Origin of the sequence: Salinivibrio sp. IB282, from assembly GCF_001995685.1 — a bacterium.
Taxonomy (GTDB): domain Bacteria; phylum Pseudomonadota; class Gammaproteobacteria; order Enterobacterales; family Vibrionaceae; genus Salinivibrio; species Salinivibrio kushneri.
Genome location: NZ_MUET01000090.1, coordinates 1 through 9,251 on the forward strand (window position 1 = coordinate 1; position 9,251 = coordinate 9,251).

Below are 9,251 nucleotides of genomic sequence, written 5' to 3' on the forward strand. Positions count from 1 at the left end.
CTTAAAGCCAACCTGAGGTTGGCTTTTTTGTCCTATGTTGTAGAAGGAAGCTGCCCTTGAAACCCAGTGCGCAATTACTCGAGCAAATTCTTGACGATGTTCGGCCATTAATTGGACAAGGCAAGGTGGCTGACTATATTCCCGCATTAGCCGATGTGGCCAATCACAAACTCGGGATCGCAGTATGTTATAAAGATGGCGATGTGATCCGTGCTGGCGATGCTGATGAGGCATTCTCTATTCAATCGATCTCCAAGGTGTTGAGCCTGACTCTGGCGATGCAAAACTATCAAGCAGAGGAAATCTGGACGCGTGTGGGCAAAGAGCCCTCTGGACAAGCGTTTAATTCGTTAATCCAGCTTGAGATGGAGCAAGGGATCCCGCGTAATCCCTTTATTAACGCTGGTGCATTGGTCGTCAGCGACATGCTACACACACGCCAGTCTGCGCCTCGTCAACGGATGCTTGAATTTGTACGTCACCTCGCGGGTAATCCACATTTGTGTTACGACAAGGCGGTGGCGGATTCAGAAATGCTGCACAGCGACAGAAATGCAGCGATTGCCTATCTGATGCGTGCGTTTGGCAATTTTGATAATGATGTGGTGCCAGTATTAACCAACTATTTTCATTATTGTGCGTTAGAGATGAGCTGTGTCGACTTGGCAAAGGCGTTTTTCTACCTGGCCAATAAAGGGACACCGCTAAGTGATGACACCGCTATCTTGAGCCCGACACAAAGCAAACAGATGAACGCCTTATTGGCGACTTGTGGCTTGTACGATGGTGCGGGTGAATTTGCTTATCGCGTAGGCATGCCAGGTAAATCCGGGGTAGGCGGGGGTATTATTGCCGTTGTGCCTGGTGAGATGTCGATTGCCGTCTGGTCGCCGGAGCTAGACCCTTCGGGCAATTCCTTAGCGGGAACGGCTGCGTTGGAGCTATTATCGGCTCGAATTGGCCGCTCGATATTTTAGTGTCAACCTCGATATTGCGCCCACGATGAGGGCAATATGCATACCTTTGAGTACAAAAAGCCCCGCAGTCATCTGTGGGGCTTTTTAGCATCACGGCGATACCGCGATAACATCAAGGAGCTAGGCGTCAGCGGCCAATGTGGCGAAAGCATGGTCAGCGGCCGCGAGCGTGGCATCAATTTCTTTTTGCCCATGTGCTAAGCAGGTAAAGCAAGCCTCAAACGCAGAAGGGGCCAAGTACACGCCTTGCTCGAGCATCAAGTGGAAGAAACGCTTGAAGCGCTCGGTGTCACACTGTTGCACATCTGTAAAGCAGGTGACGGTTTCTTGCTCGGTGAAGAAGAAGCCAAACATCGCGCCTGCTTGGTTCGTGGTCAGCGCAATACCGTGTTTGTCAGCTAAGGATTTGAACCCTTCTGCGAGCTGATGGGTCACATGGGCCAAGTAATCGTGGTTACCTGGCTGGCGAAGCTCAGACAAACAGGCGTGACCGGCCGCCATGGCGACGGGATTCCCGGCGAGTGTTCCCGCTTGGTATACTGGCCCTGTCGGAGCCAAGTATTCCATTACCTCACGACGTCCCCCGAATGCCCCCACTGGCATACCACCACCGACAATTTTGCCTAATGTGGTTAAGTCAGGTTTGACGTCGTAGTAAGCTTGCGCGCCACCTAATGCCACGCGAAAGCCAGTCATGACCTCATCAAAAATCAGTAAGGCACCGAACTCATCACACAGTTCGCGCAGACCTTGTAAGAAGCCGGGTTGCGGCGGCACACAGTTCATGTTGCCGGATACCGGCTCAACAATGATACACGCCACCTCGTCAGGATAGGTCTCAAACGTTTGGCGCACCGAGTCTAGGTCGTTATAGGTGCAGGTCAGAGTGTGCTTGGCAAAGTCGGCCGGCACCCCTGGAGAGTTGGGTTCACCGAGGGTGAGGGCACCAGACCCCGCTTTGACCAGCAAACAATCGCCATGGCCGTGATAGTTGCCCTCAAATTTGATGAATTTATCGCGTTTAGTAAATCCGCGCGCAAGGCGAATGGCGCTCATGGTCGCTTCAGTGCCTGAGTTCACCATGCGTACCATTTCCATCGAAGGCACTAACTCTGCTACCAGCTCCGATAAGGTTGTTTCACTCTCAGTTGGCGCACCAAAGCTGAGGCCACGCTGAGCAGCATCCACCACGGCTTCGCGGATTGCGCTGTGATTATGGCCTAAGATCATCGGCCCCCAAGAGCCAACAAAATCGATATAAGCTTTGCCGTCGGCATCAAAAATGTACGCGCCGTCAGCACGCTCCATGAAGACAGGGTCGCCGCCGACACCGGCAAAAGCACGCACGGGAGAATTCACGCCACCGGGAATGGTGCGTCGAGCTTGTTGAAAAAGTTGTGCTGATTTGGTCATGACATATCCTGTTTGGTAAGGCTTGGCCTAAATTGCGTTGGCGTATTTTAACCAAAGATACGGAACACTGGCGAGGTAGAGTATGATTTCGTTAAGACAAGATTGGCAATTAATACGTACTGATCACAGTTGCGATCAAACGCGCAATACTTGAACACTTTACTCAGGTATTGGATAATCGAATAATTAGCACAAAGAGCATGTGAGGTAACAATGAGCGAAGCACCTTTGCCGTTAGAGTTTTCTGAGGCCGCGGCAACCAAGGTAAAGACGCTGATTCAGGAAGAAGAAAACCCCAACCTGAAGTTGCGCGTCTATATCACCGGTGGTGGCTGTAGCGGCTTCCAATATGGTTTTACCTTCGATGAAAACGTCAACGAAGGAGATATGGAGATCGAGAAAAGCGGCGTGATGCTGGTGGTTGACCCTATGAGCTTACAGTATCTGATGGGCGGGAAGGTCGACTACACCGAGGGCCTTGAAGGATCGCGCTTTTTCATTGATAACCCTAATGCCACAACGACTTGTGGTTGTGGTGCGTCATTTAGCGTTTAATCGTGTTGTGGCGATACCGCTGACGACAATCAAAAACGGCGCCTGCAGGCGCCGTCTTTGATCCGCAGAGCTGATTAGCCGCCACGGTTATAGTGGTTAAGGCTGCCAACTGTGGCCAACAGCTGGTTAAACTTACTCAACTGAGCCATGCGTGACTCAGCCAAACGCACAAACGCCTTCTTTTGTTCACCTTGAAGAGACTTGGCTTCAGGCAGTTTTACCGTCCGCGGGTTTTTATGGACACCGTGAACGAGAAACTCATAGTGCAAGTGTGCACCCGTCACGCGCCCTGTTGAGCCTAGCGTACCGATAATATCCCCTTGTTTGACGCGCTGACCGGTTTTCACTTTACGCTTGGTCAGGTGCAAATACTTGGTGATATAGGTCGAGCTGTGGCGGATAAACACATAGTTGCCGTTGAAGCGGTTGTATGAGGCTTTCATCACCACGCCGTCCCCGGCGGCTTTGATTGGGGTTCCCACTGGCGCAACATAATCGGTGCCACGGTGCGGCTTTACACGGCCAGTGACCGGGTGCAAACGACGTGGGTTGAAGTTTGAGCTGACATAGCGGAAGTTAACCGGTGAGCGCAAAAACGCCTTTTTCATCGCCTTGCCGCTCGGTGTGTAGTACTTGCCATTTTTGGCGCGTACTGCCGTGAAGGTATCGCCTCGGTTGGTGAAGGTGGCGGCGAGGATATTGCCACTGCCTATATGCTCTCCTTCGACAAACTCTTCCTCGTACAGCACTGAAAAGCTATCACCATTGCGAATATCAAGGGCAAAATCCACATCCCAGCCAAAAATCCCCGCGAGTTGCATGATCTGATTTGGGTTTAATCCAGCATCAGAAGCAGCTTGCCAAAAGTTTGACTTGATGGTCGCACGGGCAAAGTTTAGCTGCGTATCAACGTGCTTGGTTTCCAGCCGTGATTGATAGCTCTCATCAATTTTATTCACGATCAGGGTTTCGTTACTGCCTCGTGGTTGAATGAGCTGCACCAGCTCGCCGTCATCATCGACCCCTAGACGTACTTCATCGCCTGGATTTAAGTAAGCGAGACTTTGCGTTCTTTCGTCGGCATTGACGAGACGATAGAGAGTGGTGGGGCTTAACCCCGCACGGCTAAACAATAGCGCCATGCTCTCGCCAGGCTGTACTTCATAGGTTTGCCAGTGGATATTGCGCTTAAACTGCGCGGGCATCTCATCTTTGGGAGGCAGGAGTGAGACGGCCTCAACCGGTAAAGGGTAATGCTTTCCCGGTTCGAAATTAGGTTTAGGGCGCGGCGTATCGGCGCCGTCTGGTACCAACATTAACAAGACAATGAATGCGCTTAATGCACCGATAACGAGTTTATGTAACTTGGGTAAGGCTGCGAGTTTATTTAACGGCATGAAGACTATGTTGAATCACTACGAATAAAGTTATGACAGTCAGACACCCAATCGGTTTTATTGGGGATGATGCCCTGAAGTAGATTTGACACGGCTGACACAAAGACCACATACATCTTTTGACGGCAGCCGCTGCGCGCACCTTGTACACACTCTATCAGTTTAACTGGTTTCAAAAACTGTCGCTATTCGAGTAATATGTCGGTTTATCACATTTTTGCCTATTGGGTAGGAGCAAGAGACTATGGCGAGCCTGGAAGCCGCGCTAGCAGAGCTAAAACGTGGCGTAGATGAAGTAATCCCGGAAGACGAGCTGGTGGCGAAGCTGAAAGAGGATCGTCCTCTTCGCATCAAACTTGGCGCGGATCCCACCGCACCCGATATCCACCTGGGTCACACAGTGATCCTTAATAAGCTGCGAGCTTTTCAAGCGCTTGGCCACGAAGTGATCTTCTTGATTGGCGACTATACCGGTATGGTAGGTGACCCAAGTGGTAAAAATACAACCCGTCCGCCTTTGACGCGTGAGCAGGTGCTGCAAAACGCAGAGACCTACAAAGAGCAGGTGTTCAAAATTCTGGATCCGGCGAAAACGCGTATCGAATTTAACTCGAAATGGCTAGGAGAGCTGGGCACAGATGGCATGATCCGTTTGGCAGCAAGCTCTACCGTGGCTCGTATGCTTGAGCGTGATGACTTTAAAAAGCGCTATACCAGCAACCAAGCCATTGCTATCCATGAGTTCATCTACCCACTGCTTCAAGGGCACGACTCCGTCGCGCTAGAAGCGGATGTTGAGTTGGGCGGCACCGATCAAAAATTCAACTTGCTGATGGGGCGTGAGCTGCAAAAACAAGCAGGACAAAGCCCGCAAGTGGTGATGACCATGCCACTACTGGTTGGATTAGACGGTGTGAAAAAGATGTCTAAGTCAGCACATAACTACATTGGTGTAAGCGAGCGCCCGGATGACATGTTCGGTAAGATCATGTCGATTTCTGACGATCTGATGTGGGATTACTATGAGCTGCTGTCTTTCCGCCCACTTGAGGAGGTAGCGCAGTTTAAGCAAGACGTACAAGCCGGGAAAAACCCGCGTGATATTAAGATCTTGCTAGCCAAAGAAATCATCGCGCGCTTCCACTCCGACGCCGATGCTGATGCCGCTGAACAAACGTTCGTCAATCGTTTCCAAAAAGGCGCAATGCCGGATGAGATGCCAAGCTTTACCTTCGAGCAAGGTATGGCAATTGCTAATCTGTTAAAAGAAGCTGGGCTGGTTAATTCCACCTCTGATGCACTGCGTATGGTTCGCCAAGGCGCGGTGAAAATTGATGGTGAAAAGGTTGAAGATACCAAGCTTGTGCCAGCCGCCGGTGAAGCCGTTTACCAAGTGGGCAAGCGCAAGTTTGCTCGGGTGACGCTCAGCTAAATACCTTGTATGCGTCAACTAAGAAAGCCCTTGCCATGACGCAAGGGCTTTTTATTTAGCGGTCTAGTGCGAACGGCGGTAACGATAAATGCCAGCGGATCGCCGCTAAGCGAATCAATAGTGTGGTGACCATACCGACAATAGAGGCCGTGACAGTGTCTGGGCTGACTTGAACGACGAGGGTGTGAACGATACCGCCGGCAATACAGGCGGTGGCATAGACTTCTGTTCTCAGCACCATAGGCACTTCGCGCGCGAGCACATCACGAATAATGCCGCCACCACAGGCGGTAATCACGCCCATGATCACCGCCACCAAAGGAGATGCGCCATAACTGAGGGCCTTGTCGACGCCGATACCCACAAAGACCGCCAGCCCAACAGCATCGGCGCAAGGCAACACGTACCAGGGAAGACGGCGAGGGTGACGAATAAGTAGCATAGTGGCGACACAGGTGGCCAATATCACCCAAATATAGGTGGTGTCGGTAATCCAAAATGCCGGTGTGGCACCGATTGCCATATCTCGGACTGTCCCGCCGCCTATAGCGGTGGCACAGGCGAGAACCACTACACCAAAGGGATCCATACGTAAACGACCCGCCACCAGCACACCGGAAATCGCGAACACGGCCGTACCGAATAAGTCGAATAAATACAAAATCATGGTCTGAGTCATGCTAAATCCTATTGCGCCTGACGGACTTTATCGAGGGCGGTACAAATTTGCTCGGCCGCGTTTAATGCGCGAGGGGTCGCGCGAGTGAGCCAATCCGGGTTAAGTGGCCAAGTAAACTGGTGCGTCGTATTAGGCAGAAAGTCGGCCATCGAATCCCAACTGTCTGGTGGCTGCTCGCCCGTGTGGAAAAGCACCTTGGGGGTACGTGTGATGACTTGCTCCATATTGACTTGTGGATAGGCGGCGGCGCTATCGGCGAAGATATTTTTCCCGCCACACAAGCGAAATAACTGACTCGGCCAAGCGCGGTTACTGGCGGTCATCAGAGGCGTGTCACTGAGCAAATAAAAGTAGGGAACGGGCTCTGCATCGCGGTATTGGGCGTTTAATTGCGCCAGTTTTTGATCAAAGGCGTTGGCATTGCGCGTGGCAATGTCTGGGCTCTCGCTGTAATCGCCAAGCTCGCGAATAAACTGACTAATATCACTGAGCGTGTTGGGGTTGAGGTAACGGATGGTAAAGCCTAATTCCGCCAGTGCTTCCAGAGGTTTGGGTGGGTTCCCGCCGCGCCAAGCTAAAATAAGATCGGGTTGCAGGGCGATAATGCGCTCGAGTTTGACGCCCCGATAGTTGGCCACGCGTTCAAGCGATTGCGCTGGCTGCGGATAATCACTGTAAGCACTGGCGGCGACCATATTAGGACCCAGCCCAGCGGCATAAGCTAGCTCGGTGGCGTGGGGAGCGAGGCTAATCACTCGCAGCGGGGTGGCGTGTGCAAAAGGCATCCATATTAAAGCCAAGACAAGCCACCAAGCTTGCAAGCGAAAAAGGGTAAAAAGGGCACGAAAACGCGGCATCAATCAGTGTCCTTAAACGATTAAAACCAAAGAGCATAACCCGAGCCAGATTAAAACACTGTGGGTTAACTWCAAGCGCAGCAATAAAAGGTGATAACAAGCAGGGGTGACCCCATAGCCAATTTTGGTTCTCAAGGTCTTGGTGCCTTGATAGACGGCTGGGCCGCCTAGAGAGAGCTGGAAGCGACTGCCCGCGCAGGCGAGTAGCCAACCTGATCCAAGCGTTCGCCAGCGTCTGCCCTGCTGCCAGCCGGTTTTCAGGTGTGACCAAGGTTGACGGCTCATTGCCACGATCATCGCAAACAGCCCCATTGGCACTATATCCAACAGGTTCAATAAGCGGGCACTGGCCAAGCCAAATGGGTAGTAGCTTAAGCGGCTTGGGGTCCAAACGCGGTGAAGGTGTACCAAGCTGGTGTACAGCAAGGCACCTACGCCGCCTGCCAGCAAATAATAAAATATCACGCAAACACAGTGTCGCGCGGTGCCGAGAAGCAGTGTTTCCGCTGCCGCTTTCCCTATTCCAATCAATGACAGAGACTCGGTTTCACGGTTGACGCGGGTGGCGAGCAACGCGCGCGCTGCGCCTTTGTCATGTTGGTCTATTGCATGGGCGATGGCATGGCCAAACTTATCGATCGGTCGCCAATCAAGTGCGAGCCAGAGCAATATGGCATCGAACAGGGGGCGTGACCACACCAGCTCGCGGGTGGCGATTAAAAAAATCGCGAGGGTGCCACCCATCAAGATTAAGGCGAGCGCACCGGCAAGCTTACGCTGGCGCTTAGGGTCTGTGTCTTTGTTGACTTGGCTCGCGAGCAAGTCGGCATACTGCCGCCAGTATTGAAACGGGGAGTATTGACCGGGCAATGGGAGTAGCCAGTGCACGAATACCGCCAACCACAGTGCCCATAAGCGTCCTTGGTCGGCGGCGTAGATCATCCATTGTTGCGGATTGAGCAAATCATCCATGGGGGCGTGCGATTAGGCGTCGATCATTGTGACCATGTTTTCCACCATGGCCGATGAGCTTTTGGCCGCTAACGGCAGAAACTCTTCAAAGGTCATGGGTGACTCTTTTTCGGCGACCACATCCGAGATAGCACGCACCACCACAAAAGGCGTGGCAAACTGGGCACACACTTGCGCGATCGCTGCCGCTTCCATTTCGGCGGCCACCGCATCTGGGAAGTGGGTATGGATATGTTGGCGGTGGGCCTCGGTGTGGACAAAGGTATCGGCGGTACAGATCAAGCCGCGCACCACATGTGTTTGGCTGTCCACGGCTTTTTCCGCGAGTTGCATTAACGCTTCATCGGACTCGAAGACTGCTGGTTGCTGCGGCACTTGTCCCATTTGATAGCCGAATGCAGTGGCATCTGCATCGTGATAACAGACTTTTGAAGACACCACCACATCACCCAGATTGAGTGAAGGCTCAAACGCACCGGCCGACCCTGTGTTGATCACCCAATCGGGCTTGAATTGTGATAGCAGCAAACTGGTACCAACGGCAGCGGCAACTTTACCGATGCCAGACTGAAGTAACACGATATCATGGCCTTGCAAAGTGCCCGTATAAAAGGTGCAGCCGCCTTCTTGATGAGTGGCGCTATTTTCCAGCTTGTCGCGCAGTAGAGTGACTTCTTGCTCCATGGCGCCAATAATACCGATTTTCATGCTGATAACCCTGTTGGTGTAAATGCCGTTAGTGTACATGAGGCAATAAAAAAGTGCCTCCTTCGAGGCACTTCTGGATCGATAACATCGATGTCTACGTGAAGGATATCAAACGGGATGTCGCCCGCGTTATACTTCTAAGTAGTCCATGATGCCGTCCGCGGCTTTGCGACCTTCATCAATAGCCGTTACCACCAAATCGGAGCCGCGCACCGCATCGCCCCCGGCAAAAATTTTGGGGTTCGTGGTTTGGTATAAGAT

Annotated in this window: 9 protein-coding genes and 1 pseudogene; 3 read left to right on the plus strand and 7 right to left on the minus strand. The window is 52.2% G+C overall.

Going from position 1 to position 9,251, the window contains the following annotated elements; all coding sequences use genetic code 11:
• The first annotated feature begins 56 nt into the window (after positions 1-56).
• Complete coding sequence (gene glsB, locus BZG14_RS13840) at positions 57-977, plus strand: glutaminase B (protein WP_077484331.1); 921 nt, start codon at positions 57-59, stop codon at positions 975-977.
• A 120-nt stretch (positions 978-1,097) separates the two neighbouring features.
• Here the strand turns inward: glsB and hemL are convergent, their stop codons facing one another.
• Positions 1,098-2,390 (minus strand): glutamate-1-semialdehyde 2,1-aminomutase, encoded by a 1,293-nt coding sequence (hemL, locus tag BZG14_RS13845; protein ID WP_077484333.1) that lies wholly within the window; start codon positions 2,388-2,390, stop codon positions 1,098-1,100.
• 213 nt (positions 2,391-2,603) lie between these two features.
• Between hemL and erpA the strand changes: the two genes are divergently transcribed.
• Positions 2,604-2,945: an iron-sulfur cluster insertion protein ErpA gene (gene erpA / locus BZG14_RS13850; protein ID WP_021022145.1), complete on the plus strand. Its 342-nt coding sequence runs from the start codon at positions 2,604-2,606 to the stop codon at positions 2,943-2,945.
• A gap of 74 nt (positions 2,946-3,019) precedes the next feature.
• On the opposite strand, the gene BZG14_RS13855 is transcribed toward erpA, so the two are convergent.
• Positions 3,020-4,342: a peptidoglycan DD-metalloendopeptidase family protein gene (locus BZG14_RS13855; protein ID WP_077456562.1), complete on the minus strand. Its 1,323-nt coding sequence runs from the start codon at positions 4,340-4,342 to the stop codon at positions 3,020-3,022.
• 244 nt (positions 4,343-4,586) lie between these two features.
• On the opposite strand from BZG14_RS13855, the gene tyrS reads away from it, so the two are divergent.
• Positions 4,587-5,774 (plus strand): tyrosine--tRNA ligase, encoded by a 1,188-nt coding sequence (gene tyrS, locus BZG14_RS13860; protein WP_069363416.1) that lies wholly within the window; start codon positions 4,587-4,589, stop codon positions 5,772-5,774.
• A gap of 55 nt (positions 5,775-5,829) precedes the next feature.
• Here tyrS and BZG14_RS13865 read toward each other — a convergent pair whose 3' ends face one another.
• The 5 genes and pseudogenes from BZG14_RS13865 to BZG14_RS13885 form a co-directional block, all read right to left on the minus strand.
• Complete coding sequence (locus tag BZG14_RS13865; protein WP_077484497.1) at positions 5,830-6,441, minus strand: TRIC cation channel family protein; 612 nt, start codon at positions 6,439-6,441, stop codon at positions 5,830-5,832.
• 20 nt (positions 6,442-6,461) lie between these two features.
• Entirely contained in the window at positions 6,462-7,310 is an 849-nt protein-coding gene (gene btuF / locus BZG14_RS13870; RefSeq protein WP_077484335.1) for a vitamin B12 ABC transporter substrate-binding protein BtuF, read from the minus strand.
• A gap of 12 nt (positions 7,311-7,322) precedes the next feature.
• On the minus strand, positions 7,323-8,282 hold the full coding sequence (locus BZG14_RS13875) for a cobalamin biosynthesis protein (protein WP_077609010.1): 960 nt from the start codon (positions 8,280-8,282) through the stop codon (positions 7,323-7,325).
• Between the two features lie 12 nt (positions 8,283-8,294).
• Entirely contained in the window at positions 8,295-8,990 is a 696-nt protein-coding gene (gene mtnN, locus BZG14_RS13880; RefSeq protein ID WP_069363570.1) for a 5'-methylthioadenosine/S-adenosylhomocysteine nucleosidase, read from the minus strand.
• A 129-nt stretch (positions 8,991-9,119) separates the two neighbouring features.
• Positions 9,120-9,251: pseudogene (locus tag BZG14_RS13885) on the minus strand (glutamate synthase); the annotation flags it as partial.

Coding starts and splice junctions, on each gene's coding strand:
- hemL (WP_077484333.1), bottom strand. CDS start 2,390: ATGACCAAATCAGCACAACTTTTTCAACAAGCTCGACGCACCATTCCC.
- erpA (WP_021022145.1), top strand. CDS start 2,604: ATGAGCGAAGCACCTTTGCCGTTAGAGTTTTCTGAGGCCGCGGCAACC.
- BZG14_RS13855 (WP_077456562.1), bottom strand. CDS start 4,342: ATGCCGTTAAATAAACTCGCAGCCTTACCCAAGTTACATAAACTCGTT.
- tyrS (WP_069363416.1), top strand. CDS start 4,587: ATGGCGAGCCTGGAAGCCGCGCTAGCAGAGCTAAAACGTGGCGTAGAT.
- BZG14_RS13865 (WP_077484497.1), bottom strand. CDS start 6,441: ATGATTTTGTATTTATTCGACTTATTCGGTACGGCCGTGTTCGCGATT.
- btuF (WP_077484335.1), bottom strand. CDS start 7,310: ATGCCGCGTTTTCGTGCCCTTTTTACCCTTTTTCGCTTGCAAGCTTGG.
- mtnN (WP_069363570.1), bottom strand. CDS start 8,990: ATGAAAATCGGTATTATTGGCGCCATGGAGCAAGAAGTCACTCTACTG.